Genomic DNA, 25,785 nt, shown 5'->3' with positions numbered 1-25,785 from the left:
CCGTGTCTTTCGTAAACGCAAACGGTGAGCGGTGCCAGAGCCCGGCGCCGAAAATTGCCGGGCTCCGGCAGTCACTTAGAGGGCGGCGACCGGATGCGGCGAGCCGTCATAGGCGCCCCAGATCGACTGGTCGAAGCAGATCACCGAACCGGTCATCAGGCCGGATTCTGCAGAGGAAAGATAGGCGCAGGCGCGGGCCACCTCTTCCGGGTCGACAAGGCGGCCGAAGGGCTGGCTTGCGGCGGCCTTTGCCAGCCAGTCTTCCGCCGCGCCGTGATATTCCCGCTGGATGCGGTCCTCGCCCTCTGACGACATCCAGCCGATGTTGAGGCCGTTGACGCGGATGCGGTTGCGCAGCAGGGCATAGGCGGTGTTCTTCGTCAGCGTTTCCAGCGCGCCCTTGGATGCGCAGTAAGCGGCGATGAAGGGCTGGCCGGCCTTTGCCGACATCGAGCCGATATTGACGATCGTTCCCTCGATCTTCTCGCGCCGCATGACCTTGACGGCCTCCTGCATCAGGAAGAACGGCGCCTTCACGTTGACGGCGAACATCTGGTCGAAGAGTTCGGGGCTGGTGTCGAGGATCGTACCGCGGTCGGTGATCGCTGCGGCATTCACCAACGCATCGACGCGGCCGAAGGTCTCGTCGCAGGCGCGCACGACATTCTGCGCATCCTCGACCTTGCCGAGATCGGCCTTGACATAAACGACCCTGGCGCCGGTCTTCGACGAAAGTTCCTCGGCCTTCGCCTTGCCCTTCTGCTCGTTGCGGCCGCAGATGACGATGCCCTTGGCGCCGCGCTCTGCAAAGACCCGGGCAATAGTTGCGCCGAGGCCCTGGGTGCCGCCGGTGACGATGGCGATCTTGCCGTCGAGGCGGCTGGTATCTGTGCTCATATGGTTCCTCCGATGTGTTGCGGTGATCTCACGGCAAAAGCCCCTCGTCGAAACGAGAGGCTTCAATGGTGTCGTTCTTGTGAGCTGATCAGGTCAGCTTCTTCTCTGCCTGATCGGCGAGTGCCTTGGTAAAGGCCTCGTCGCTCCAGCCTTCCTTCAGCGCCTCATGCATCAGCTGTGCCTGCGTCTTCGGCGCCAGGCCGCCGACGGGCGGGTCGCGGTCGAGGTTGGTGGGGAAGGAATAGCCTTCGGCGCAGGAGGCGACGGCGTTGGCGATGCCCGTTTCCGAGAGCTTGCCTTTCAGCGTCTTCAGCGCCGGGAAGAGTTTGGCGCTCATCCGCTCGCGGTTGACCGTCTCCATGGCGCGGCCAAAGGCTGAGGATACCTGCAGCAGGTTGGCGACGCGCTTGATGTCAGCCGAGCGGTTGGTGCCTGCGGCATGGAAGAGCGCCGGATTGAAGAAGACGACGTCGCCCTTCTTCAACGGCAGCTGGACGTGGTGCTTGTCGAAGTAGTCGCGGAACTCCTGGCGCTTGAGCGCGAGGTAGCCTGGCACATAGGTCTGGCTATGCGGCAGGAAAAGCGTCGGGCCGCTTTCGATCGGCATGTCGCAATGGGCGACGGCGCCCTGCAGCGTCAGCACCGGCGAGAGCTTGTGAACATGGGCGGGAAACTGCTCGATCACCTTGGAGGACTGGAAGCCCAGGTGGTAGTCGCGATGCGCCGATTGCGCGGCGCCGCCCGGATTGACCCGGTTCACCTGCGCCGTCATCTGATAGCTCGGGCCGAGCCAGGCTTCGCTGGCGATCGCGACGATCGGGTTGGCGTAGTAGAGCGCGAAATTCTCGGGATCGGCGAGGCAGTGCTTCTCGAGCGAGTTCCAGATGCGGTCGTTGGCGCCCGGCTTTGCGAAATGGTCGCCGCCGCCGGTCGAGGTGCGGTGCTGCTCCTCAATGATCTCGTCGAAAATCTGGCTGGCGCGGTCGATGATCGAGGTATCCTCGTATGCGCGCTTGAAGACGACGACGCCCGGACCTTCGCCGAAGGCTTCGCAGATCTCCGCCAGCACGGCGCGGCGGCCTTCGGGATCGGCAATCGCTTCGGTCACCTTGCTGCTGTCGTAGATCAGGACGTTCTTCTCGACGCTATCGGCGGTCGGGTAATCGGCCAGCGCCGTGGTCTTTTCGGCCAGGGCGCGGAAATCGCCGAGATCGCAGGCATCTTCCGTCAGCCAGACGCGGTCGGCGCGCATTTTCTGCAGGTTATCGGTTTTCATCAGGTGCTCCTCCAAATCTGATGAAGGAACTATACGCCGCAGGATTTGCTGATATAGATCAGAAATCCATCAAAAAACCATCAGAACGGCAGCCATGGCCCATCCCTTTCTCGTCAAGGACATCGCCTTTCAGGCCGGTCTCAGCACAGCAACTGTCGACCGGGTGCTGAATGGACGGGCCGGTGTGCGCCGCCAGACGGAGCAGCGGGTGAAGGCGGCGATTGCCGAATTGGAGAAGCAGCAGGCCGGTGCCGAAGTGGCAGGGCGAAAGCTGGCGATCGATATCGTCATGGAAACGCCGGTGCGGTTCAGCGATGCCGTGCGCGCCGCCTTCGAGGCGGAAGTCGCAACGCTGTTGCCGACCGTTTTCCGCTGCCGTTTCCATTTCGCTGAGGTGATGAAGCCCGCTGAGCTTGTGCAGCTGCTCGATCGCATCCGGCTGCGCGGCACGCATGGCATCGTCCTAAAGGCGCCTGATGTGCCGGAAGTGGTTGCCGCCGTCCGGCGCGCCGATGAAGCCGGTATCCCCGTGGTGACGCTGGTGACCGATTTGCCGAACTCGCCGCGAGTTGCTTATACCGGTGCGGACAACAGGGCTGCGGGCGAGACGGCGGCCTATCTGATCGGCTCGATATTCAGTGGCACTCCGGGCCATGTGCTGGTCACTCTCTCGAGTGGGCGGTTCCGTGGCGAGGAGGAGCGGGAGATCGGCTTTCGCCGTGTGATCCGAGAACATTATCCGGCTATAGGTATTACCGAGATTAGCGAAGGGCATGGCACCGATGCGGCAACGGGCTCGCTGGCGGCCAGGGCGCTGGCATCGGATGCGACCATCGACGCCGTCTATTCGATCGGCGGTGGCAACCGCGCGGTGCTGGCGGCCTTCGAGGCGGCCAGCCGGAAGCTCCGCGTTTTCGTGGCGCATGATCTCGATGCCGACAACCGGTCGCTGCTTGCATCCGGCAAGATCAATTTCGTGCTGCATCACGATCTGCGCAGCGATGCGCGCTCGGCGTTTCGCGCCATTCTCGACCGTGTCTCGAAGGCGGCCCGGGGCGGGCCTGGGCCACTCTCCGCCGTCGAGATCGTCACGCCGTTCAACATGCCGGACCACCATGCTTCCGCAAAGGATGAAATCGGGGTAGTGGTGGGCTGAAGCGAGGTGGATGGGATGGAATATAGCGACATCGGAACCATTGCGACCTGGTTGACGGAGCAGGGGTTGAAGGGCGCGACCGAGTCCGAGCTGCTCGACGGCTTCTGCATCGCCTGCCGCGAGAAGGGCCTGCAGATCGACCGCGGCATGGCGCTGATGGATACGCTGCATCCCGTTCACGAGGGGCGCGCCTTCCGCTTCGACAGCGAGCAGGAGGTCGAGTCCGAATTCGAATATGGCCCGACCGGCGAAGGCGAGGCGCTGGAGAGCTGGAAGCGCTCGGCCTTCTATTATCTCTGGGCCGGTACGGAAAATGAGGTCCGCCGCCGTCTCGGTTTTGGTGATCCCGCCGATTTCCAGATGCTCGAGAAGATGGCCGAGCTGGGCCATACCGACTATGTCGCGATGATCCACCGCTTCGAGAAGCAGGGCACGATCGGCGAGATGGACTGCTTCTTCTCGCATTTCTCGACGCGCCATCCCGAAGGCTTCTCGGACCACGATCTCGTCATCTTGCGCAAGCTGGTGCCGGTGCTCGGTCTTGCCATCAAATGCATCGGGCTCGGCCGCATCGCCCGGACGATTGCCGAGGTCTATCTCGGTGAAGACGCAGCGCGGCAGGTGATGGAAGGCAAGATCAGCCGCGGCAAATCAGAACGGATTTCGGCGGCGCTGTGGTTCTCAGACCTCTTGAACTACACCAAGATTTCGGACAACGCCTCGCCCGAGGAAATCCTGCCCTTCCTCAACGAATATAGCGAAGTCGTCATTTCGGCGATCCATGAGGCGGGTGGCAACGTCTTGAAGCTGATCGGCGACGGCGTGCTGGCGATCTTCAAGGCGGATGATCCATCGGACGCCTGCTGCGCGGCGCTGGAGGCGGAGCGGCTATTGCGCGGCAAGCTCGCGACGCTGAACGCGGCGCGCCAGATCGATGGCCGCCCGACGACCGATGTTTATCTCGGCTTGCATATCGGCGATGTCTTCTACGGCAATATCGGCAGCCAGGAGCGTCTGGATTTCACCGTCATCGGACCCGCGGTCAACGAAGTCAGTCGCATCGCATCAATGTGCCGGTCGGTGGATTTCAACGTGCTGATCTCCTCGGAATTCGCCGAGACCATTCCGCAGGCGGATCGCGACGTGCTTGCCTGCATCGGCCGCTACGCGCTGCGCGGCGTCAAGCGGGCGCAGGCGCTCTATACGCTGGAGACGGCGCGGCTCGGCGCCGATCTCTGAGCGATCGCCATTCTGCCCATGCCTGCCCGCTTTTCCCTGGCGGCGAGAGGGAACAATACGGTGCGGCGAATGGTTCGGTGTTCGTGATCATCGCATAGCAAGGCCATGGAAAATTCATCTGCATTGACACTGACGCTTCTGTCGCTGTTCGGAACGTCTGTCTTTCTCATCCTTGCCATCACTGGGCTCGGAGGCTTTGGACCGTTCTTCAGCCACCCGCCGCTCGTGGTGCTGACGGTGGTGACCATCGCGCTGGCGGTCGCGGCCGGTTTCAGCAAGGGCAATCTCAGTGGTGGCGAGCGGGAGGACAGATCGAACCGCTGGGTGCTTGTGGCATTTGCTATCCTCGGTTTTCTGCTCGGCTACCTGCCTGCCTACACCGACAGGCTGGATTTCTGGACATTCGGCGGAGACGGCGTGCGTTGGGCCGGCGTCATCATCTATGCCGCCGGCGGCTCGTTGCGGCTCTGGCCGGTCTTTGTGCTTGGCCGCAGGTTCAGCGGCCTTGTGGCCATCCAGCCAGGGCATGAACTGGTAACGGCAGGGCCTTACCGGTTTATCCGGCATCCGAGCTATGTCGGGCTGCTGGTCACCTCACTCGGCTGGGCGCTGGCCTTCCGTTCGATGGTTGGGGTGATCCTGGTGCTTGTGACACTATGGCCGGTGATCGCGCGGATCCGTGCAGAAGAAGCCTTTCTGAAATCGCAGTTCGGTGCAGAGTATGGAGCCTATCGCAGCCACACCTGGCGGCTCATCCCCGGCATCTACTGAAAAGGGCCGCTTTCGCGGCCCTTCCTGTCTTACCATTCGGCGAAGCTGCCATCTTCGTGGCGCCAGATCGGATTGCGCCAGCGGTGGCCTTCCTTGGCGCGCTCGATGACATAGGCTTCGTCCACCTCGACGCCGAGGCCGGGCCCCTGGGGGATCGAGACGAAACCGTCGGCATACTGGAACACCTCCTTGTTGGAGATGTAATCGAGGATGTCGTTGCCCTCGTTGTAGTGAATGCCGAGGCTCTGTTCCTGTATGAAGGCGTTGTAGCTGATCGCATCAACCTGCAGGCAGGCGGCAAGCGCGATCGGGCCGAGCGGGCAATGCGGGGCGAGCGCCACGTCATAGGCCTCTGCCATCGACGCGATCTTGCGGCATTCGGTGATGCCGCCGGCATGGCTGAGATCCGGCTGGATGATGTCGACATAGCCGTCAGCCAGGACCGACTTAAAGTCCCAGCGCGAATAGAGCCGCTCGCCGAGCGCGATCGGCGTCGAGCAATGATTGGCGATTTCCTTCAGCGTCTCGCGGTTCTCGGAGAGGACAGGCTCTTCGATGAACATCAGCTTGTAGGGCTCGAGCTCCTTGGCGAGCACCTTGGCCATCGGCTTGTGGACGCGGCCGTGGAAATCGACGCCGATGCCAACATGGGGGCCGATTGCCTCGCGGATGGTGGCGATGGTCTCGACCGCCTTGTCGATCTTTTCGTTGGTATCGACGATCTGCATTTCCTCGCAGCCATTGAGCTTGATCGCCTTGAAGCCGCGGGCGACGACGTCCTTGGCGTTGCGAGCGACATCGGAAGGACGGTCGCCGCCGATCCAGCTGTAAACCTTGATACGGTCGCGCACCTGGCCGCCGAGCAGCGAGTGGATCGGCTGGCCGAGCGCCTTGCCCTTGATGTCCCAGAGCGCCTGGTCGATGCCCGACAGAGCGGACATGTGGATGGCGCCGCCGCGATAGAAGCCGCCGCGATATATCACCGTCCAGTGGTCTTCGATCAGGAAGGGATCCTTGCCGATCAGGTAGTCGGCGAGCTCATGGACGGCGGCCTCGACTGTCAGCGCACGGCCCTCGACGACCGGCTCGCCCCAGCCGACCACGCCCTCATCCGTTTCGATCTTCAGAAACAGCCAGCGCGGCGGAACGATGTAGGTCGTGAGCTTGGTGATCTTCATGGAATGGGCTTTCGCTATTGTCGTGTTGCGTCTGCGGCGGTGCCGCCTGTCTGTCTATTTGGTCCGGCCGATCGCCTTTTCGGCAGCCGCGAGGTCGCGTACGGCAAGGTCCAGCATGCGGTTGGCGCATTCGCGGGCCTTGGCGCGGTTGCGCAGCCGCAGCGCCTCGACGAGTTCGCCGTGGACGGCGACGGCATCCTCGCGGCTCTCGACGGCGATGTTCGAGGCGTGCAGCGCATATTTGAGTGCGGCATGGATGGCGCTCAGCAGCCGGCGGAAGACCTGATTGTGGCTCGCCTTCAGCAGCACGGCATGGAACATCACGTCGGCATCGGTGAAGGCTTCGGGATCGCCGGCGGAATCGCGCATCTGGCGCCAGGCGCTGTCGAGATCGGCGATCTCCTGGGTGGTGGCGCGCTCGGCGGCATATTCGGCAGCAGCAGGTTCGATCGTGCGGCGCGCCTCGAGGATGCAGCCGAGCAGATCGAAGTCCTTGATATAGGGGCCCATCCATTCGAGCACTTCGGCATCGAGGATGTTCCAGTCGTCGCGGTCGCAGACCGAGGTACCGATCCGCGGCTTGCCGCGCACCAGGCCCTTCGATTCCAGGACCTTCAGGGACTCGCGGATGACGGTGCGGCTGACACCATAAATCTCGCAGAGATCGTTCTCGCGCGGCAGCGGCGAGCCGGCCGGATAGCGCTCCGAGAAGATGTCTTCGGCAATGGCTGCCGTTACGCTTTTGCGCACGCGCGGACGGCTTCCCGTGCGTGGATTTGCATCCCCACTCTGCCGCTCGATGGAATCCAAAATGAACCTCTCCGCTTTCTCTGCCCGCGAAGCAAACCGAACCGTCTTAGCTGAATTCGATTGCCTTTGCGACGCCTCCTCCTGGCAGGCTTGATATTATCTTATTATTCCAATCATCATACAAAGGCAATTGACTGGTATGATGATTTAACTTAATTCTAGCGCACTGCCTGGGAGGCAGATGCTCATTTTTGAGAGTTAGGGAGAGAGACATGCGCTTGTTCAAAGCAGCCATCCTGGCTGGCACGTTTGCCATTCTGGCCGCCGGCTCCGCCTTCGCCGAGGACGTCAAGATCGGCTTCATCGTCAAGCAGCCGGAAGAGCCGTGGTTCCAGGACGAATGGAAGTTCGCCGACCAAGCCGCCAAGGAAAAGGGTTTTACCGTCGTCAAGATCGGCGCTGAGGACGGCGAAAAGGTTCAGTCGGCGATCGACAACCTCGGCGCCCAGGGCGCGCAGGGCTTCATCGTCTGCACGCCGGACGTCAAGCTCGGCCCCGGCATCGTCGCCAAGGCGGCTGCCAACCAGCTGAAGCTGATGACTGTCGACGACCGTCTCGTCGATGCCGAAGGCAAGCCGCTGGAAGACGTTCCGCATATGGGTATCTCCGCCACCAAGATCGGCGAAACCGTCGGTCAGGCGCTGGTCGACGAAATCAAGAAGCGCGGCTGGGACATGAAGAATGTCGGCGCCATCCGCATCTCCTACGATCAGCTTCCGACCGCTGTCGATCGCGTCGAAGGCGCGATCTCGGTGCTGAAGGCTGCCGGCTTCCCGGCCGAGAGCATCTATGACGCGCCGCAGGCAAAGACCGATACGGAAGCGGCCCTCAATGCCGCGACCACCGTTCTCAACAAGCATGCCGACGTGAAGTACTGGGTTGCCTTCGGCCTCAATGACGAAGCCGTTCTCGGCGCCGTCCGCGCCTCTGAATCGGTCGGCATTGCCGCCGACAACATGATCGGCGTTGGCATTGGCGGCGCGGATTCGGCGATCAACGAGTTCAAGAAGCCTTCGGCCACCGGCTTCTTCGGCACGGTCATCATCTCGCCGAAGCGTCACGGCTACGAAACCGCGCTCAACATGTACGACTGGATCGCGAACGACAAGGAGCCGGCAAAGCTGACGCTGACCTCCGGCTCGCTGGCGCTGCGCGGCGACTATGAAAAGGTTCGCAAGGACCTCGGCATCCAGTAATCATCCTCCCAAGGTGATTTCACCCCGGCGGCCTTGAAAGCCGCCGGGCTCTTTCTCCATGGAGCTGGCATGGCTTTCCTCGAATTCAACAACATCTCCAAAGGCTATCCCGGCGTCCGGGCGCTTTCCAATGTCTCCTTCGACGTTGAAAAAGGTGCCGTCCACGGGCTGATGGGCGAGAACGGCGCGGGCAAGTCGACGCTGATCCGCGTGCTCTCCGGCGACCAGTCCGCCGACGAGGGCAGCATCGTCATCGATGGCGAGGAGCAGAAATACGGCTCCGTGCGCGATGCCTTCCATGCCGGCGTCATCGTCATTCACCAGGAACTGCAGTTGGTTCCGGAACTGACGGTTGCCGAAAATCTCTGGCTCGGCCGCTTCCCCGCCAAGGGCGGCGTCATCAACAGCAAGACGCTGATCGAGACCGTTCGCGCCAAGCTTGAGGAAATCGGCATCGATGTCGATCCGTCAGCGAAGGTCGCGACGCTGTCGATCGGTGCCCGCCAGATGGTCGAGATCGCCAAGGCCGTCATGCTCGACGCGCGGGTCATAGCGCTCGATGAGCCGACGTCGTCGCTGTCGTCGCGGGAGAGCGAAATCCTCTTCTCGCTGATCGAGAAGCTGAAGGCCAAGGGCACTGTCATTCTCTATGTCTCGCACCGCCTGGACGAGATCTTCCGGCTTTGCGACAGCCTCACCGTTCTTCGCGACGGCAAGCTTGCTGCCCATCATCCCAAGGTCGCTGATACGACACGCGACCAGATCATCGCCGAGATGGTTGGGCGAGAGATCAGCAATATCTGGGGCTGGCGCGAGCGGCCGGTCGGCGAAATCAGGCTGGAGGTCAAAAACCTTTCCGGCTCGAAGCTGCGCAATCCGATCAGCTTCTCTGTCCGTCAGGGCGAAATTCTGGGTTTCTTCGGCTTGATCGGCGCCGGGCGCAGCGAGATGGCCCGGTTGCTCTACGGAGCGGATCATCGCCATCAGGGCACGGTGGACATCGACGGCGTCGCCGTTTCTGCCGACAATCCGAAAGCAGCGATCAATGCCGGCATGGTGCTCTGCCCCGAAGACCGCAAGTTCGACGGCATCATTCAGGGGCGGTCGATCGAGGAGAATATCGCGATCTCGTCGCGCCGCCATTTCTCGCCCTTCGGCATTCTGAACCCGAAGAAGGAAGCCTCGGTCGCCGACCAGTTCATCGCCAAGCTTCGGGTTCGCACGCCCTCGCGCAAACAGGACATCATCAATCTCTCCGGCGGCAACCAGCAGAAGGTCATTCTCGGCCGCTGGCTTTCGGAGCAGGGCGTCAAGGTGCTGGTCATCGACGAGCCGACGCGCGGCATCGATGTCGGCGCCAAGTCGGAGATCTACGAGATCCTCTATGAGCTCGCGGCAGGGGGGATGGCGATCGTCGTCATTTCCAGCGAACTGCCCGAGGTGATGGGCATTTCCGATCGCATCATGGTCATGTGCCAGGGCCGCGTCGCCGCCAATGTGGCGCGCGCCGATTTCGACGAACGCAGCATTCTGACCGCGGCTCTGCCCGACAAGAATGCCGCCGGCATACTCTAATTCGGGAACGGTAGTGATGAACTCGTTGAAAAAAATCCTTCTCGGCGAACAGGGCCTCGTGGTGATCTTCGCGATCGCCTTCGTCATCGTCTCGCTGACCGTTCCGAGCTTCCTGACGGAACGCAACATGCTGGGCCTGCTGCAGTCCGTCGTGACAATCGGCATCGTCGCCTGCACGATGATGTTCTGCCTTGCTTCGCGCGACTTCGACCTCTCGGTCGGTTCGACCGTCGCCTTCTCCGGCATGATCGCCGTCATGGTGTCAAACTCGACGGGTTCGATCCCGCTCGGCCTGCTGGCAGCGCTGATCTGCGGCAGCATTGTCGGCGTCGTCAATGGCGTGGTCATCGCCAAGTTCCGCATCAATGCGTTGATCACGACGCTGGCGACCATGCAGATCGTTCGCGGCCTGGCGCTGATCGCCTCGGATGGCCGCGCTGTCGGCATCAACGATCCGGCATTCTATCAGCTGGCGCTGTCGCGCATCCTGACGGTGCCGACGCCGATCTGGATCATGATCCTCCTGTTCATCGTCTTCGGCTTCGTGTTGAACCGCACCGTCTTCGGCAAGAATACGCTGGCGATCGGCGGCAATCCGGAGGCCTCGCGGCTTGCCGGCGTCAACGTCGTCAATATGCGGATCTGGATCTTCGCGCTGCAGGGGCTTGTCTGCGCCATCGCCGGTATCCTGCTTGCCTCGCGCATCACGTCGGGCCAGCCGAATGCCGCGACCGGCCTCGAGCTCTCGGTCATCTCGGCCTGCGTTCTCGGCGGTGTGTCGCTCGCCGGCGGGCGCGCGGCAATGACCGGCGTCATCGTCGGCGTTCTGATCATGGGCGTTGCCGAGAACGTCATGAACCTGCTGAACATCCAGGCCTTCTACCAGTATGTCGTGCGCGGCCTGATCCTGCTGATCGCAGTGCTGCTCGACAATCTCCGCTCTTCGGCGGCGGGTCGGCGCGGGTGAGCGAGGGCGCGGACATGGACGAGATCAGGATCGCCGATGGCGATCTCGAAATCTCCGTGTCCCGGCAGGGCGGCGCGATACGCAGCGCCACGTTCCACGACCGCGCCTTCCTGAAGCCGCGGGGCGGACCGGATGGCGGCATGGCGAGCTTTCCGCTGCTGCCCTTCGGCAATCGCGTCGAATACAACGTGATGACCGTTCATGGGCGCGACTATTCGTTCCAGCCGAATACCGATGATCCGCTTTACCTGCATGGTGATGGGTGGCTTGGGCTCTGGAATATCGAGATGCACGATGAACGGTCTCTGACACTGAGCTACGAGCAGGAGGCGGGGCGTTCGCCCTATTGCTATTCGGCATCGCAGGGCTTTTCGGTTTCTGGCCGCCGTCTCGAGAATGTCCTGTCCGTCACCAATCGCGGTGGCACGTCTATGCCCTTCGGGCTCGGCTTTCATCCGTTCTTTCCGCTGACGCCGAACGCGACGCTGCTCGCCCCGGCGTCACGGTTGTGGACGGAGCGGCAGGGCTATCTGCCGGATGCGCCGGTTGCCATTTCCGCAGAGCTCGATTTCTCGACCCAGCGGCCGGTTCCCGATCGATGGATCAACAATGCCTTCGAGGGTTGGAATGGCGCTGCCTCCATACGATGGCCGGAGCTTGGTATCAGTGCCGACATCGAGATGGACGGGATCTTCAGCAACTACATGATCTATACGCCGGGCAATGCCGGCTTCTTCTGTTTCGAACCGATGAGCCACTTGCCGAACGGCCATCATATGCGGGATTTTGGCGGGCTGGTTTTGTTGGCGCCCGGTGAGAGCCTTGCGGGGCGAATGACGATTAGCCTTTCGGCTGCGGGAATTTGAGGAGAGAGCTTTGGTAGGACGTCTGGCAGGCAAGCGCGTGTTCATCACCGGCGCGGCACAGGGTATCGGCCTGGCAATCGCCGAGGCTTTCGTTCGCGAAGCGGCTGCCGTCTTTCTCATCGATATGGATGGCGTTCTGCTCGCTGCCGAGGCCGACAGGCTTCGGGCGCAGGGCGCGACGGTCGGCCATATGACGGCTGATATTGCCAACGCGAAGGCGATCGGCGAAGCCGTGGCTCAAGCCGAACGCGAGATCGGTCGTATCAATGCGCTGGTCAACAATGCCGGCGTCAACGTCTTTGCCGAGCCGCTGGAAACCAGCGACGAAGAATGGAACCGCTGCTTCGATATCAATCTGAAGGGCGCCTGGAACTGCTCGAAGGCCGTTCTGCCGGGATTGATCGGGGAGGGTGGCGGCGTCATCCTGAATATCGCTTCGACCCATGCCTTCACGATCATTCCGCATACTTTCCCCTATCCGCTCGCCAAGCATGCGCTTCTCGGGATGACCAAGTCCCTCGGTCTCGAATATGCGCCGAAGAATGTTCGCGTGAATGCGCTGGCGCCGGGCTATGTCGCGACGCAGAAGGTCATCGATTACTGGAACGGCTTTGCCGATCCGGAGGCGGCGAGGGCCGAGACGATGAAGCTGCATCCGGGCGGGCGGATCGCGACACCGCAGGAAATCGCCATGGCGGCGGTGTTCATGATCTCCGACGAGTGCCCGTTCATGAACGCCACCTGCCTGACTGTCGACGGCGGCCTCAGTGTGCAGCAGCATCCCGCCTGAATGATTTTCGTATAGCTGTGTTCAACACGCGATAGAGCCTTATATTGCCGGGCAGGAAGGTTTCTCCTTCCCAGGGTGGCGGCGTTGACCGCCTTAAGCTTCAATCGCAACGGAGGACGGCATGCAGATCAATCGTACAGCTTCAGCCCAATGGTCCGGCGGGCTCAAGGACGGCAAGGGCAAGATTTCGACGCAGAGCGGCGCGCTCAAGGAGCAGCCCTATGGCTTCGCGACCCGCTTCGAAGGCGTTCCCGGCACCAACCCGGAAGAGCTGATCGGCGCGGCTCATGCGGGATGCTTCACCATGGCGTTGTCGCTGATCCTCGGCGAAGCCGGGCTGACGGCGGAGAGCATGGAAACCACGGCAAAGGTGACGCTTGAAAGCGTCGAGGGCGGCTTTGCGATCACCGCGATCCATCTGGCTCTCACCGGCAAGGTACCCGGTGCCGACCAGGCGAAATTCACCGAGCTTGCCAACAAGGCAAAGGCCGGCTGCCCGGTCTCCAAGGCGTTGTCGGCGGTTCCGATCACGCTCGACGTCACGCTCTCCTGACCGCTTCAAAACCGCCTGTTGAATGCCGCGCGCCTTTGGCCGCGGCATTTTTGTATTCGCCAATTCTATTGACATCTGACGGGTGATATCTTACGACTGACGAAATTCAAAAACCGTCAGTCGTAAGTGAGGCCGCCGAAAATATGATCGAAACCGCCGAGAACATATTGGACAGCACCCGCCAGGAGAATGTCACCCGCATTCTCGACTCGGCTGAAAAGCTGTTCCGGCACTACGGATATGCCAAGACGACGGTTGCCGATGTGGCGCGCGATCTCGGCATGTCGCCAGCCAATATCTATCGCTTCTTTGCCTCCAAGGTGGAAATCCACCAGGCGGTTTGCGGACGCATGTTGGTTGCGAGTTACAAGCAGGCATACGACGTCTGCCACATGCCGATCAGCGCTTCCGAGCGGCTACGGCTCTTCGTGCATGGGCAGTATCAGATGACCGTGGACACCATGCTCGACCGGGAAAAGGTTCACGAGATGGTCGTCGTCGCGATCGAGCGCGACTGGCATGTCATCGACAAGCATATCGACAGCATTCAAGCATTGACTGCCGACGTGATCCGCGAGGGGATTGCCGCCGGTGAGTTTGCCGAACAAGACGCGGATGCGGCTTCGCGTTGTTTCGGTGCGGCGACGGTGACCCTGTGTCACCCGCAGATCGTGGCCCAGTGTCTTGCAAAGACCAATCGGGCAACGATCGACGAACTCGTCGAATTCTCTCTGAAAGCACTGAAATAACAGGCGGCTCGGCCGTCTGAGAACATCAAAAAAGATTGGGAGTGCGAACATGATTTCGCAAGAAAGCCGCCGCGTGCCGTCCATCCTCAGCATTGCGCTCGTTGGCGCGCTCGGCTTCGGGCTTGCCGCCTGCAGCGACGAGAAGAAAGCCGAGGCTCCGGAGATCATCCGTCCGGTCAAGGTCGTTGAGATCGCCAAGGCCGGTGACACGCGGGTCCTTGATTATTCCGGCGCCGTCAAGGCGCGCACCGAGATGAACCTCGGCTTCCGCGTTGCCGGCAAGATCACCGAGCGCCGCGTCAATATCGGCGACAGGGTGAAGCCCGGCGATATCCTCGCCACCATCGATTCCACCGATTACGAACTTGCCGTGAAGAGTGCCGAGGCCAATCTGGCCGCCGCCGAAAAGGGCGTGCAGACGGCCGATCTCGCCAACAAGCGTGCCGAGCAGCTCTTCGACAAGAGCGTCGCCTCCAAATCCCAGCTGGAACAGGCCTCGCTGAGCTACGACCAGTCGGTTTCGACGCGCGATGCCGCGCTCTCCTCGCTCGATCAGGCCAAGAACCAGGTCAGCTATTCGCAGCTGAAGGCCGACCAGAACGGTATCGTCACCACGATCAACGCCGATACCGGCCAGGTGGTCTCGGCCGGTACGCCTGTTGTCACCGTCGCGGTCGATGGCGAAAAGGAAGTGCAGATCGCGGTGCCGGAGAACGACATCGCCGAATTCAAGCCGGGCAAGAAGGTCAAGGCGAGCTTCTGGTCTGATGACAAGCTGGTTCTCCAGGGCAAGGTTCGCGAAGTCTCGGGCGCTGCCGATCCGCAGTCACGCACCTTCTCGGTCCGCGTCAGCCTGCCGAACGATCCCCGTGTGCTCCTGGGGATGACGGCGACCGTTGAAGCCAACGTCACCAATGCCAATCCTTACGTCGCCGTGCCGCTCAGCGCGCTGGCCGAGAAGGAAGGCAAGAAGATCGTCTGGATTGTCGACCGCCAGGCGGCGACGGTTCATGCCCGCGAGATCAAGGTTGCCGATTTCACCGGCGACGGCGTCAACGTTACGGAAGGCCTTTCGACTGGCGACATCGTCGTTGCGGCCGGCACGCAGTTCATGAGCGAAAACCTCAAGGTCAAGCTGCCGGAATTGCAGGCCGCCTCGGCCGATGTGACGAGCTCCGTCGAGTAAAGCGCCGGGAGAGGGATCAAGGTCATGGACACCAACACCACCGAGAAGCGCCCGTTCAACCTGTCGCGCTGGGCAATCGGCCATCCGAGCATTGCCCGCTTCCTCTTCGGTCTCATCCTGATCACCGGTGTGCTCGGGCTGATGCGCATGGGCCAGAAGGAAGACCCGGATTTCACCTTCCGCGTCATGGTCGTCCAGGCCGTCTGGCCGGGCTCCTCCATTCAGGAAATGGAAGACCAGGTCACCAACAAGATCGAGCGCAAGCTCCAGGAAACCCCGCATCTCGATTGGGTGAAGTCCTACACCCGCGCCGGCAGCTCGATCATCACCGTGCAGGTGAAGGGCGATACCAATGCGGCAGACGTTGCCGACGCCTTCTACCAGGTGCGCAAGAAAGTCGGCGATATCTCCAGCGAGCTGCCGGAGGGTCTGCTCGGGCCTTATTTCAACGACGAATTCGGCGATACCTTTATCACGCTGCATTCGATCAGCGGCGACGGCTATTCCTATCCGGAGCTGAAGAAATTCGCGATCCAGGCGCGTGACATGCTGCTGACGACGCCGGGCGTCGAGAAGGCGGTTATTATCGGCGACCAGCCGGAGAAGATCTATATCGACGTGTCCTCCAAGGCGCTGGCCGAGCGCGGCCTGACGGTCGTCGACCTGCAGAACGCCATCAAGGGCCAGAACAGCGTCGATCCCGCCGGTTCCGTCGATACCGGTCTGCGCTCGGTGCGGATTTCCGTCGAGGGCGACGTGCGCAAGCTCGACGATATTCGCGAGCTGCGGCTGCGCTCCGGCAATCAGGTCACCCGCCTCGGCGATATCGCCACCGTCTATTCCGGCCTCGAAGACCCCTACCAGCGCAAGTACCGTTTCAACGGTCACGAAAGCGTCCAGGTCGGCGTCGTCATGGCCAAGGGCTTCAAGGTCACCGATGTCGGCAAGGATGTCGAAGCGACCTATGAGCGCTTCGAGAAGTCGCTGCCTTACGGCGTGGCTGTCGACCAGATTTCCAACCAGCCAGATGTCGTGACCGATGCGATCAGCGAGTTCATGCATGCGCTCGGCGAGGCGCTTGTCATCGTTCTCATCGTCTCGTTCCTGTCGATCGGCTGGCGGTCGGGTCTGGTGATTGCGATCGCCATTCCCCTGGTGCTCGCGGCGACATTCGCGATCATGTACGAACTCGGCATCGATCTGCAGCGTATCTCGCTCGGCGCGCTGATCATTGCGCTCGGCCTTCTGGTCGATGACGCCATGATCGTGGTCGAGATGATGGAGCGAAAGCTTGAAGAAGGGCTCGTCAAGATCGAGGCGGCAAGCTTTGCCTATTCGTCGACCGCCTTCCCGATGCTGACCGGCACGCTGATCACCACGGCGGGCTTCATCCCCGTCGGCTTCGCGGCCTCGACGGCCGGTGAATATGTGCGCTCGCTGTTCTATGTCGTCGGCATCGCTCTCATCGTTTCGTGGTTCGTCGCGGTCTATTTCACGCCGTGGCTCGGCTACATGATCCTGAAGCAGCGCCACCATGCGGGTGAGCATCACGATGTTTTCGATACCCGCTTCTATCGCGGCCTGCGGGGCAGCGTCGGCTGGGCGGTGCGCCATCGCGCGATCGTGCTCTTGATCACTGTCGGTGCCTTCGTCACCAGCCTCTGGAGCTTCCAGTTCATTCCGCAGAACTTCTTCCCGCAGTCCTCGCGGCCGGAAATCCTGGTCGATCTCTGGCTGCCCGAGGGCACCAGCATCAAGGATGTCGAGACCAAGGCGAAAGCCCTCGAAGCCAAGATGATGGACGACAAGGACAAGAAGTTCATCGCCACCTATATCGGCGAGGGCGCGCCGCGCTTCTTCCTGCCGCTCGACCAGCAGCTTGCCAATCCGAACTTCGCCCAGCTGCTGATCATGGCGAATGACGAACCGGCCCGTGAGCGGCTTATCACAAAGCTGCGCACCATCCTGGCCGAAGACTTCCCGGATATCCGTGGCAAGGTCGATCGCCTGTTCCTGGGGCCGCCGACCGGTTGGCCCGTGCAGATGCGCGTCATGGGTCCGGATCGCCAGGAAGTGCGGCGGATTGCCGATCAGGTGAAGGCGAAGTTTGCCGAGAACCCTGAGCTTGGCGCGATCCATGACGACTGGCTCGAGCCGGTGCCCGCCATGAAGCTGGTCATCGACCAGGATCGTGCCCGCTCGCTCGGCGTCACCTCGCAGCGCGTCCGCCAGATGCTGCAGACGGCGACATCAGGTGCACCGCTCGACGATTTCCGCGATGGCGAGGAAACGGTTTCGATCGTTGCCCGCGAGCCGGATGCCAGCCGCTCGCTGCTGTCTGCCGTCAATTCGGTCTATGTGCCGACGGATTTCGGTGGCTTCGTGCCGGTCTCGCAGATCGCCAAGGTCGTGCCTGTGATGGAGCAGGGCGTCGAGTGGCGGCGTGACCGTCTGCCGACGATCACCGTTCGCGCCACGTTGCCCGACGGCGTCCAGCCGAACGACGTGGCGATGAAGATGTATGCCGACATGAAGGGCCTCCGTGACAGCCTTCCGGCCGGCTATCAGGTTCAGATCCAGGGTGGCGCGGAAGATGCCGCGGAGAGCCAGGATTCGATTGCCGCCAAGGCGCCGATCATGCTGGTCGTGATCATGATCCTGTTGATGGCGCAGCTGCAGCACTTCGGCAAGGCAATGCTGGTCTTCGCGACCGGTCCGCTCGGGATCATCGGCGCGGCAAGCGCGCTGCTGATCAGCGGTGCCCCCTTCGGCTTCGTTGCGATCCTCGGCGTCATCGCGCTGCTCGGCATCATCATCCGCAACTCGATCATCCTCGTCGACCAGATCGACCAGGATATCAAGGCGGGGATGCATCGCCAGGAAGCGATCGTCGGCGCTGCCGTCCGCCGCTTCCGGCCGATCATGCTGACGGCGCTGACGGCCGTGCTGGCGCTGATCCCGATCTCGCGCGGCGTATTCTGGGGTCCGCTTGCCTATGCAATGATGGGCGGCATTCTGGTTGCCACCCTGCTGACGATCTTCGTTCTGCCCGCAGGTTACGCACTGTTCTTCGGCCGCGAGCCGAAGGACGCGACGAGCGGGCAGGCCAGCGCCGACCAGGAAGACGCGGATGAGCATCATCCGCCGGCGATGGCTGCTGAGTGAAGATGGCGCGGCTTCGGCCGCGCCGTTTTCGCTTTTGGGCTTTAGGCGGCCTCGGCCTTCAGGCCGAGGATGGCCGCACCGATGAGGCCGGGCTCGACGCGGCATTCGCTGCGAACCACCAGCGGACGGTCGAACTTGCGCAGGATCCGCTGGCGGACCGCCTTGTCGAGTTCGGCAAGCAGCTGCTCGACATTCGACAGACCGCCGCCGACCGGCACGATCGTCGCGCCGGTGATGTTGACCGTCAGCGCCAGCGGTGAGGCGACGAGGTCGGTATAGACGTCGATCGTGCGCGTCGCTTTCTCATCGCCCTGCTGCCATTGCGTGATGATCTCCTCGCTGGAGAAATCGAGATCGTGCAGCGTCTTGTGCAGACGCTCGAGGCCGCGAGCGCCGCCGACCGTGTCGACGCAGCCCTTCTGGCCGCAGCCGCAGGGATAGGCGGGAATCTTCGCAGGCGGGTTTCCGGCTTCCGACGCGATGATCGGGCCATGGCCCCATTCACCGGCAAAGCCGCCCGAGGCGTTGATCAGGCGGCCATCGGAGACCAGCCCGCCGCCGACGCCGGTGCCGAGGATGGCACCGAGAACGATGCGGTGACCGCGACCGGCGCCGAGTTCGGCTTCGGCCATGGCAAAGCAATCCGCATCATTGGCGATCAGCACCGGCAGGCCGAGTTCGGCCTGAAGATCAGCAGCAAGGTCGCGGCCATGAATGCAGGGGATATTGGCGCAGGTCAGGCGCTGGGTATCGGGATCGACAACGCCGGCGATCGACAGCGCGACGCGCGAGGGCTGTTCGCCGCTTTCGTTGATGAAGCTGCGGATGGTTTCGACGAAGGCGGCAAAATCATCCTTCGGGGTCGGCTTGCGGCCCATGGGAGTGATGTCCGCTTCCGAGCGGGCGATGCCGCCCTTGATAGCCGATCCGCCGATATCGAAGGAAATGATCATGTCTTGCCGCCTCGCGATTACTGGCGTCTGCTCGCACCGTTTGATGTGATTTGCAAGTCCTATGCGGGCAGGGTGATCCGCGCTTCGAAGCCGGATCGGCTGCCGCTCGCGGGCGAGATCAGCTCCAGCGTACCGCCCATCTGCGTAGTGATGCGGTCGGCGATCGCCAGGCCGAGGCCGGAGCCCGGCGCGTTGGTCGCGCCGCGGCGGAAGCGGCGCTTCAGATTTGCAAGATCGGCTGCGGCGATGACGGAGCTGTCGTTGACGACCCGGATCGTGCCATTGCCATCGATCGAGACCTCTACCGGCTGTTCGGGATCACCATGAGAGAGCGCGTTTTCGACGAGATTGCGGATGACGATGCCGAAGGCGTCGATATCGGCGTTGCGCACCATGGCAGCACCGGGTTCTGCCTGATAGGCGACGCGGCCTTCGGTGCGGCTGTCGCGGGCGTAGTCGACCATCAGCATGTCGAGGATCGCCTTGAGATCGGATGGCGTATCGCTTCTGCCGATTCCGGCCTCAGCGCGGGAGAGCTGCAGCAGCTTTTCGGCAAGACGGCCGAGATTGGCAAGCGATGCTTCCACCTGCTGCGCGCGCTGCCGCACCGGGCCGGCCGGCAGTTCCTGGGCAAGACGCTGGGTCTGCGCCAAGGCACCGGCGATCGGGGTGCGCAGCTCGTGGGCGCTGTTGGCGGTGAACTCGCGCTCGGCTTCGAGGGCTGCGCGCAGCCGGGCAAGCAGCAGGTTGACGGAACGGGCGATCGGCTTGATCTCGCGCGGTAGGCGGCCGCTTTCGATCGGCGCCATGTTGCCGCCGTCCTTGGTGGCAATGTCCTGCCGCAGCGTCTCGATCGGTTTCAGCGCGCGGCCGACCACGAACCAGACGGCGAAGATGCTGGCGGGGATCAGGACGATTAGCGGCCAGAGAAGTGTGGCGGCACTTTCGCGCACGGCTTCGCGGCGATTGCCGAAGCGGTCGGCGACCTGCATGAACAGCGTGCCATCTGCTGTCGCCTCGGTGTAGATGCGGTGGGATTGCGTGTCGTGGAAGCCTTGGGTCAGCGGCGCGCTGAAGGGCTCGGACGGCGCGTCGTTGGAGCGCAGCACGACCTTTCCGGTCTTGTCGCGCAGCTGATAGGTCAGGTATTCGCGGCTGGCGGCCGTGTTCAGCATGGCGATGCTGCGCGGGTCGCTGACGGTCCGTTCGCCGAGATCGTCGACGATCAGCGCCAGCAGGCGCTGCGTCGTTTCTTCCTGCGCGCTATCGAAAATCTCCGAGAACTCGTGCTGCATGACGCGGATGCTGAGGCCGATGGCGATCAGCCAGAAGAGCACGAGGATGCTCGTCAGCGCCAGGATCAGCGGCCGGGTGATGCTCGGTTCACGTCTCATGCTTCGCCCAGTGTGTAACCGATGCCGCGGGCGGTACGGATGCGGTCCTTGCCGATCTTCTTGCGCAGGCGGCTGACATAGACCTCGACCGTATTGCTCTCGATCTCCGACCCGAAGGCATAGAGCGCCTCCTCGATCCGGTCCTTGGGAACGATGGCGCCCGGCCTTGCGATCAGAAGATCGAGAACTGCCCATTCACGGCTCGTCAGCACGATCGGCTCGCCGGCGACCGCAAGCTTGTGCTGCGGGCGGTCGATCTCGATGTCGGCGATCTTGATGATCGGGTGCGGGTTGGCGCCATAGCGGCGCGCAACCGCCATGATGCGGGCCTCCAGTTCGCCGAGATTGAAGGGTTTGACGAGATAGTCGTCGGCGCCGGCGTTCAGTCCTTCGATGCGGTCGGAAATCTGGTCCCGGGCGGTCAGGATGATGACGGGAACCGATGAGCCGCGGCCGCGGATCTCCTTGAGGAAGGCGATGCCGGTGCCGTCAGGCAGCTGCAGGTCGAGCAGAATCAGGCCGTAGTCGACGGATTTCGCCGCCACATGCGCGTCGGTGATGGTGCGCATCCAGTCGATCGCGTGACCGGCGGCGGCCACATGGTCGCGCACCGCTTCGCCGATCATTCCGTCGTCTTCAACCAGCAAAATCCGCACGCAAATTTCTCCTTGGCGAATGAGTAACGCCCGGTCGCGGCACGGGTCAAGCGGGGCGTGACGGCGAAAAATGGCCTTGCAATGGCCGTGATCGCGAACCCCTGCCGTCATGATGGCGGCACATTCAACAGAGAAGCTTCATATTTGGATGGTATCAGTAAGCCGAAATCGAGAAGCTGGGGTTTTATGACGATCGATAGCATGGACATGGCGCGGGGGCGCCTGCCGCGTAATCCACGTCCGCGGGCGCGCCGCCTGTCGGCAATTTTGAGGCAGATGGCGAACGACCGTTCGCGCGAACGCATCTCCATCCGGGATATTTTCGAGACCATGGGTGACCGGGCAATCGGCGCTCTGATGCTGGTCTTCGCATTGCCCAATCTCGTGCCGACACCGCCGGGAACCTCGGCGATCCTCGGCGCACCGCTGCTCTTTCTTGCTGCACAGCTGACGTTCGGCCTGAAGCCATGGCTGCCGAAAGTCATTGCCGACCGCTCGATGCGGCGGGAGGATTTCGAGGCGATCATTTCGCGGATCCATCGCTGGCTGGCCTTTGCAGAGCGGATGCTGAAGCCGCGGCTTTCCGTGCTGGTCGAGCCTCCGGCGGAATATGTCGCGGGCTTCCTCTGTCTTGTCATGGCGATCATTCTGACGCTGCCGATCCCGCTCGGGAACATGCTGCCGGCGCTGGCGATCTGCCTGTTCTCCTTCGGCATTCTCGGGCGTGACGGGCTGTTTGTGATCCTCGGCGTAATTGCCACGGCGCTGTCGGCGACGATTGTCGGCGGCATGGTCTACGGGATCGTCAAGGCGGCGGCTTTCGTCATCGCGAACTGGTTTGCGTGACGGCCCAGACAACGAAATCTGTCACGCATTTCTTCAACGCACTCGACATTTGCCCATTTTTGTTTTGATCTGGCGCATTAGAGATTCATGGTCATTTCACCCGGTAAAGCACCGGCTTATTTTGCGCGGTAGAAGCTAGATGGCAAAGAGAACCGATACTCCTGGACGGCTGGACGACGCGGCGCGGGCGGGTTGGCTCTATTACGTTGCCGGCCGTACGCAGGACGAGATCGCCTCCACCATGGGGATTTCGCGCCAGTCGGCGCAGCGGCTGGTTTCGCTCGCCGTTGCCGAAAAGCTGATCAAGGTGCGGCTCGACCATCCGATCGCCGCCTGCCTCGAACTCGGCAACCAGCTGCGCAAGAAATTCGACCTGCGCTATGTGGAGGTCGTGCCCAGCGATCCCGGCTCCTCCTCGACGACGATCGGCATTGCCGAGGCGGCGGCGGCGGAAATCGAGCGCTGGCTGAAGCGGCCGGAGCCGATCGTGCTTGCCGTCGGCACCGGACGTACGCTGAAGGCCGCGGTCGATCAGCTGCCGCTGCTCGAATGTCCCGATCACCGCATCGTCTCGCTGACCGGCAACATCACGCCCGACGGGTCGGCCGCCTATTACAACGTCATCTTCAGCATGGCCGATGCCGTCAAGGCGCGGCATTTCCCGATGCCGCTGCCGGTTCTCGTCACCTCTTCGGAAGAGCGAGAGATGCTGCACAGCCAGCAGCTGGTGCGCTCGACGCTGGAGATCAGCTCGCAGTCGGATGTCACCTTCGTCGGTATCGGCGAGCTCGGCATCGACGGCCCGCTCTGCGTCGACGGTTTCCTCGAGAAGGACGAGATGATGGAGCTGATGCGCAACGGCGCCGTGGGCGAGATCTGCGGCTGGATTTTCGACGGTGACGGCAAGCTTCTTGATAACCCGATCAACGAGCGGGTGGCGTCTGCGCCGATCCCGCCGCGCGAGTCTTCGACGGTGATTGGAATCGCCAAGGGAAAGCGTAAATTCAAGGCGATACGGGCGGCGATCGTTGGCAGGCAGATCAATGCTTTGATCACCGATGAGGCAACTGCCGAGTTTTTGCTCACAGGCTGAGCAAAAATTATTTTGTTTTAAATCATATAGTTAAGTGTGCCGTTCGCTGATGCAGCAACGAATGCGGATTGACATTTTGTAATGTTTTGTGAGTAATTGCCCATGAGCAAAGCGAATGCTCACACTCATCTTCTGGGAGGAAGATATGACATTGAGAACTCTCCTGCTGGGCGCCTGCTCGGCACTTGCGTTTGCGGGCATGGCTTCGGCTGAAACGCTCACGATCGCGACCGTGAACAACGGCGACATGATCCGGATGCAGAAGCTGACGGACGACTTCAAAAAATCCAACCCCGACATCGATCTGGAATGGGTCACGCTCGAAGAGAACGTGCTGCGCCAGAAGGTCACCACCGACATCGCGACCAAGGGCGGTCAGTATGACGTTCTGACCATCGGCACTTACGAAGTTCCGATCTGGGCAAAGCAGGGCTGGCTGATGCCGCTCGACAATCTCGGCGCCGACTACGATGCCGACGACCTGCTGCCGGCTATCCGCAGCGGCCTGACCGCAGACGGCAAGCTCTATGCAGCTCCGTTCTACGGCGAAAGCTCCATGGTCATGTACCGCAAGGATCTGTTCGACGCTGCCGGCCTGAAGATGCCCGACGCTCCGACCTGGGACTTCATCGCAGACGCTGCGAAGAAGATCACCAACAAGGACAAGGAAATCTACGGCATCTGCCTTCGCGGCAAGGCTGGCTGGGGCGAAAACATGGCCTTCCTGACGGCTATGTCGAACTCCTTCGGCGCTCGCTGGTTTGACGAAAAGTGGGCACCGCAGTTCGATCAGCCCGAGTGGAAGGACACGCTGAATTTCTACGTCAACCTGATGAAGGAAGCCGGCCCTCCCGGTGCTTCTTCGAACGGCTTCAACGAAAACCTGGCGCTCTTCCAGACCGGCAAGTGCGGCATGTGGATCGACGCGACCGTTGCTGCATCTTTCGTCAGCAACCCGAAGGAATCGCAGGTCGCTGACAAGGTCGGCTTCGCTCTGGCTCCGGATAAGGGCCTCGGCAAGCGCGGCAACTGGCTCTGGGCCTGGAACCTCGCCATCCCGGCAGGCTCGCAGAAGGTCGAAGCGGCTGAGAAGTTCGTCGCCTGGGCTACCAGCAAGCACTACACCGAGCTGGTCGCCGAGAAGGAAGGCTGGCTGAATGCACCTCCCGGTACGCGCTCTTCGCTCTATGCGAATGCCGATTACCAGAAGGCAGCTCCTTTCGCGAAGATGACGCTGGACTCGATCAACTCGGCTGATCCGACCAAGCCGACCGTAAAGCCGGTCCCCTATGTTGGCGTCCAGTTCGTGGCGATCCCGGAATTCCAGGGCATCGGTACGGCCGTTGGCCAGCAGTTCTCCGCAGCGCTTGCCGGCCAGATCTCGGTCGACCAGGCTCTCCAGAGCGCACAGCAGCTGACCACTCGCGAAATGACCAAGGCTGGTTACATCAAGTAATAACCTCCTGAGAACGGGTTGGAATGCTTGACATTCCACTCAACTGGGCCGCCGAATTGCCCGAACTGCATCGGCGGCCCCTTTTTTTCTTTGCTGCCCTGCAGCCGTTCGCCACTCCAAGACAAGATCGGTAATTGCCATGGCAACGTTACACACCCGCTCTGCGGCGCGCATGATGATGGCGCCTTCGGTCATCCTCCTGCTGCTCTGGTCGCTCATCCCGCTGGCGATGACGATCTACTTCTCGCTGCTGAACTACAATCTGCTCAGCCCGGGCATGGAAACCTTCGTCGGCTTCCTGAACTACAAATACTTCCTCACGGACCCGGCCTTCTTCTCGGCGCTTGGCAATACGTTGCTGCTCGTGCTTGGGGTGCTGTTGATCACCGTCATCGGCGGCATTGCCTTCGCCATCCTGCTGAACCAGGACATCTACGGGCAGGGCATCGTGCGCATCCTGGTGATCGCGCCGTTCTTCGTCATGCCGACGGTCGCAGCGCTCGTCTGGAAGAACATGTTCATGAACCCGGTCAACGGGCTCTTCGCGCATCTCGCCAAGGCGCTCGGATTGCAGCCCTATGACTGGCTGGCGAACGCGCCGCTGTTCTCGATCATCCTGATCGTTGCCTGGCAGTGGCTGCCCTTCGCGACGCTCATCATGCTGACGGCCCTGCAGTCGCTCGACGAAGAGCAGCAGGAAGCCGCCGAAATGGACGGCGCCGGCGTCGTTTCGAAATTCATCTATATCGTGCTGCCGCACATGGCCCGCGCCATCACCGTGGTCATCCTGATCCAGACGATCTTCCTGCTGTCCGTCTTCGCCGAAATCCTGGTCACGACCAATGGCGGTCCCGGTACGCAGAGCACGAACCTGACCTACCTGGTCTATGTGCAGGCGCTTCTGCAGTTCGATATCGGCGGTGCTTCGGCAGGCGGTATCGTCGCTGTCATCCTCGCCAATATCGTCGCGATCTTCCTTGTCCGCCTCGTCGGCAAGAACCTGGAGGCGTAAG

23 protein-coding genes are annotated in these 25,785 nt (G+C 62.0%); 16 read left to right on the top strand and 7 right to left on the bottom strand.

The features are described from left to right. Window positions 1-75: 75 nt before the first annotated feature. Window positions 76-897 carry an SDR family oxidoreductase gene (locus ACODR6_RS26200; protein ID WP_489025242.1) on the bottom strand — a complete coding sequence of 274 codons (822 nt, stop codon included), beginning with the start codon at window positions 895-897 and terminating at the stop codon, window positions 76-78. Window positions 898-985: 88 nt separating this feature from the next. Next, window positions 986-2,173 (bottom strand): phytanoyl-CoA dioxygenase family protein, encoded by a 1,188-nt coding sequence (locus tag ACODR6_RS26195; protein ID WP_489025240.1) that lies wholly within the window; start codon window positions 2,171-2,173, stop codon window positions 986-988. A 94-nt stretch (window positions 2,174-2,267) separates the two neighbouring features. Between ACODR6_RS26195 and ACODR6_RS26190 the strand changes: the two genes are divergently transcribed. From ACODR6_RS26190 to ACODR6_RS26180, 3 genes are all read left to right on the top strand, one after another. Beyond that, entirely contained in the window at window positions 2,268-3,329 is a 1,062-nt protein-coding gene (locus ACODR6_RS26190) for a LacI family DNA-binding transcriptional regulator (RefSeq protein WP_489025238.1), read from the top strand. Between the two features lie 15 nt (window positions 3,330-3,344). Next, complete coding sequence (locus tag ACODR6_RS26185; RefSeq protein ID WP_130282321.1) at window positions 3,345-4,568, top strand: adenylate/guanylate cyclase domain-containing protein; 1,224 nt, start codon at window positions 3,345-3,347, stop codon at window positions 4,566-4,568. A gap of 105 nt (window positions 4,569-4,673) precedes the next feature. Next, window positions 4,674-5,339, top strand: coding sequence for a methyltransferase family protein (locus tag ACODR6_RS26180; RefSeq protein ID WP_489025236.1), 666 nt, complete (start codon window positions 4,674-4,676; stop codon window positions 5,337-5,339). A 29-nt stretch (window positions 5,340-5,368) separates the two neighbouring features. Here the strand turns inward: ACODR6_RS26180 and dgoD are convergent, their stop codons facing one another. Then, complete coding sequence (gene dgoD, locus ACODR6_RS26175; protein ID WP_489025234.1) at window positions 5,369-6,517, bottom strand: galactonate dehydratase; 1,149 nt, start codon at window positions 6,515-6,517, stop codon at window positions 5,369-5,371. Between the two features lie 54 nt (window positions 6,518-6,571). After that, the gene (locus tag ACODR6_RS26170; RefSeq protein ID WP_489025232.1) at window positions 6,572-7,327 is read right to left on the bottom strand and encodes a FadR/GntR family transcriptional regulator; all 756 of its coding nucleotides are present in this window, start codon (window positions 7,325-7,327) and stop codon (window positions 6,572-6,574) included. A 212-nt stretch (window positions 7,328-7,539) separates the two neighbouring features. On the opposite strand from ACODR6_RS26170, the gene ACODR6_RS26165 reads away from it, so the two are divergent. The 9 genes from ACODR6_RS26165 to ACODR6_RS26125 all read left to right on the top strand — a co-directional run bounded on the left by ACODR6_RS26165 (window position 7,540) and on the right by ACODR6_RS26125 (window position 18,374). Further along, window positions 7,540-8,523 (top strand): arabinose ABC transporter substrate-binding protein, encoded by a 984-nt coding sequence (locus ACODR6_RS26165; protein ID WP_489025230.1) that lies wholly within the window; start codon window positions 7,540-7,542, stop codon window positions 8,521-8,523. A gap of 69 nt (window positions 8,524-8,592) precedes the next feature. After that, on the top strand, window positions 8,593-10,098 hold the full coding sequence (gene araG, locus ACODR6_RS26160) for an L-arabinose ABC transporter ATP-binding protein AraG (RefSeq protein ID WP_489025228.1): 1,506 nt from the start codon (window positions 8,593-8,595) through the stop codon (window positions 10,096-10,098). A gap of 16 nt (window positions 10,099-10,114) precedes the next feature. Beyond that, window positions 10,115-11,065 carry an L-arabinose ABC transporter permease AraH gene (gene araH, locus ACODR6_RS26155; protein ID WP_489025226.1) on the top strand — a complete coding sequence of 317 codons (951 nt, stop codon included), beginning with the start codon at window positions 10,115-10,117 and terminating at the stop codon, window positions 11,063-11,065. Further along, a complete protein-coding gene (locus ACODR6_RS26150) occupies window positions 11,062-11,931 on the top strand; it encodes an aldose 1-epimerase (protein ID WP_489025224.1) in 870 nt (289 codons plus the stop codon). The genes araH and ACODR6_RS26150 overlap by 4 nt, the downstream gene beginning before the upstream one ends. Before the next feature lie 10 nt (window positions 11,932-11,941). Then, window positions 11,942-12,721 carry an SDR family oxidoreductase gene (locus tag ACODR6_RS26145; RefSeq protein WP_489025222.1) on the top strand — a complete coding sequence of 260 codons (780 nt, stop codon included), beginning with the start codon at window positions 11,942-11,944 and terminating at the stop codon, window positions 12,719-12,721. A 121-nt stretch (window positions 12,722-12,842) separates the two neighbouring features. Beyond that, complete coding sequence (locus tag ACODR6_RS26140; RefSeq protein WP_112719810.1) at window positions 12,843-13,274, top strand: OsmC family protein; 432 nt, start codon at window positions 12,843-12,845, stop codon at window positions 13,272-13,274. 143 nt (window positions 13,275-13,417) lie between these two features. Continuing rightward, on the top strand, window positions 13,418-14,023 hold the full coding sequence (locus ACODR6_RS26135) for a TetR/AcrR family transcriptional regulator (protein ID WP_112719809.1): 606 nt from the start codon (window positions 13,418-13,420) through the stop codon (window positions 14,021-14,023). Between the two features lie 49 nt (window positions 14,024-14,072). After that, on the top strand, window positions 14,073-15,209 hold the full coding sequence (locus tag ACODR6_RS26130; RefSeq protein WP_112719808.1) for an efflux RND transporter periplasmic adaptor subunit: 1,137 nt from the start codon (window positions 14,073-14,075) through the stop codon (window positions 15,207-15,209). Between the two features lie 24 nt (window positions 15,210-15,233). Then, window positions 15,234-18,374: an efflux RND transporter permease subunit gene (locus tag ACODR6_RS26125; protein ID WP_489025219.1), complete on the top strand. Its 3,141-nt coding sequence runs from the start codon at window positions 15,234-15,236 to the stop codon at window positions 18,372-18,374. A gap of 41 nt (window positions 18,375-18,415) precedes the next feature. Here ACODR6_RS26125 and ACODR6_RS26120 read toward each other — a convergent pair whose 3' ends face one another. From ACODR6_RS26120 to ACODR6_RS26110, 3 genes are read right to left on the bottom strand one after another with little or no spacing between them, the layout of a single operon-like run. After that, the gene (locus ACODR6_RS26120; RefSeq protein ID WP_112719806.1) at window positions 18,416-19,327 is read right to left on the bottom strand and encodes an ROK family protein; all 912 of its coding nucleotides are present in this window, start codon (window positions 19,325-19,327) and stop codon (window positions 18,416-18,418) included. Between the two features lie 59 nt (window positions 19,328-19,386). Then, a complete protein-coding gene (locus ACODR6_RS26115; RefSeq protein WP_449098075.1) occupies window positions 19,387-20,721 on the bottom strand; it encodes a sensor histidine kinase in 1,335 nt (444 codons plus the stop codon). Then, window positions 20,718-21,377, bottom strand: coding sequence for a response regulator (locus ACODR6_RS26110; RefSeq protein ID WP_130282305.1), 660 nt, complete (start codon window positions 21,375-21,377; stop codon window positions 20,718-20,720). Before ACODR6_RS26110 ends, ACODR6_RS26115 begins: the two co-directional genes overlap by 4 nt. 267 nt (window positions 21,378-21,644) lie before the next feature. On the opposite strand from ACODR6_RS26110, the gene ACODR6_RS26105 reads away from it, so the two are divergent. The 4 genes from ACODR6_RS26105 to ACODR6_RS26090 all read left to right on the top strand — a co-directional run bounded on the left by ACODR6_RS26105 (window position 21,645) and on the right by ACODR6_RS26090 (window position 25,784). After that, window positions 21,645-22,223, top strand: a complete 579-nt coding sequence (locus tag ACODR6_RS26105; protein ID WP_489025270.1) for an exopolysaccharide biosynthesis protein — start codon at window positions 21,645-21,647, stop codon at window positions 22,221-22,223. A 139-nt stretch (window positions 22,224-22,362) separates the two neighbouring features. Next, entirely contained in the window at window positions 22,363-23,316 is a 954-nt protein-coding gene (locus ACODR6_RS26100) for a sugar-binding transcriptional regulator (protein ID WP_130282301.1), read from the top strand. Window positions 23,317-23,461: 145 nt separating this feature from the next. Next, entirely contained in the window at window positions 23,462-24,772 is a 1,311-nt protein-coding gene (locus ACODR6_RS26095; protein WP_199628914.1) for an ABC transporter substrate-binding protein, read from the top strand. A gap of 139 nt (window positions 24,773-24,911) precedes the next feature. Next, complete coding sequence (locus ACODR6_RS26090; RefSeq protein WP_112719801.1) at window positions 24,912-25,784, top strand: carbohydrate ABC transporter permease; 873 nt, start codon at window positions 24,912-24,914, stop codon at window positions 25,782-25,784. Window position 25,785: the final 1 nt, after the last annotated feature.

The sequence above is a fragment of the Rhizobium sp. FG96 genome (assembly GCF_057808655.1).
The sequence above is the reverse complement of the archived record's forward strand: the minus strand, read 5'-3'. Positions and strand labels throughout refer to the sequence as shown.